Origin of the sequence: Micrococcus sp. MS-ASIII-49 (assembly GCF_000946635.1) — a bacterium.
Lineage (GTDB): Bacteria > Actinomycetota > Actinomycetes > Actinomycetales > Micrococcaceae > Micrococcus > Micrococcus luteus.
This window is the reverse complement of the sequence record NZ_JXSP01000103.1, coordinates 1-1140: the sequence shown is the minus strand read 5'-3', so window position 1 is coordinate 1140 and position 1140 is coordinate 1. Positions and strand designations below refer to the sequence as shown.

Sequence of the window (1140 nt, the reverse complement as noted above, 5' to 3'; positions counted from 1 at the left end):
CCCCCGCCGTGCCGGCGGCCGCACCGGCCTGCCACGACGACGGCCCCGCCTCCCGGTGCCCGGGTGGCGGGGCCACGGCGCGTCCGGGGCCGTCAGACCATGGCCAGGGTCAGACCCGGGCGGCGCAGGATCGCGCCGACGTCCGCGAGGAAGCGCGAGCCCTGCTCGCCGTCCACGAAGCGGTGGTCGAACGAGAGGGACAGCGTCATGACGTCCCGCAGGGCGATCTCGCCGCGGTGCTCCCACGGCATCCTCCGGACCTGGCCGATCGCGATGATCGCCCCCTCACCCGGGTTGATGATCGGGGTGCCCGCGTCCACGCCGAACACCCCGACGTTCGTGAGCGTGAAGGTGCCGCCGGCCAGATCCGCCGGGGACAGCCGCCCCTCGCGGGCGAGGCCCGTGAGATCGCGGATGGCGTCGGCCAGCTCCCTCAGGCTCATCGCCTGGGCGTCCTTGACGTTCGGCACCATCAGCCCGCGGGGGGTGGCGGCGGCGAAACCGAGGTTCACGAAGTTCTGCTGGACGATCGTCCCGGCGGCCTCGTCCCACCGGGCGTTGACGTCCGGGGTGCGCTCCATCGCCACGAGGCACGCCTTGGCGGCGAGCGTCATGGGCGTGAGCTTGACGTCCCGGAACTCGCGGGAGGCCTTGAGCTCGGCGAGCAGCTCCATGGTCTCGGTGACGTCCACCTGCAGGAACTCGGTCACGTGCGGGGCGGTGAACGCGGACTGCACCATGGCCGCCGCGGTCGCCTTGCGCACGCCCTTGACCGGCACGGCCTCCGTGCGCGGGCGGCCGCCCAGGGTGCGGACGCCCCCGGTCGAGCCCGACTCGGCGCCGGACTGCGGCGGCGCCGCCGCGGCCGCGGGCTGCCCGCCCCCGGCCAGGAACGCCTCGACGTCCGCGCGGGTGATGACCCCGCCCACACCCGTGCCGGTGACCTGCTCCAGATCCACGCCCGCGCGGCGCGCGTACAGGCGCACGGGCGGAGTGCACCGGGGTCGCTCGCCCGGGGCCGGCTCGTGGGCCGCGTCCGCGCGGTCCGGCTCGGCGGCCTCGGGCTGCGGGCGCCCGGCGCCGGCGGGGGCCGCCTCCGACGTGGACGGCGCCTGTCCGCGGGCGGGGTCTGACAATGGC

Annotated in this window: 1 protein-coding gene; it reads right to left on the bottom strand. The window is 76.4% G+C overall.

All coding sequences use genetic code 11. The features are described from left to right. Positions 1-92: 92 nt before the first annotated feature. On the bottom strand, positions 93-1140 hold a 1048-nt coding region (locus SJ20_RS07330; RefSeq protein ID WP_044659479.1), incomplete at its 5' end, for a dihydrolipoamide acetyltransferase family protein.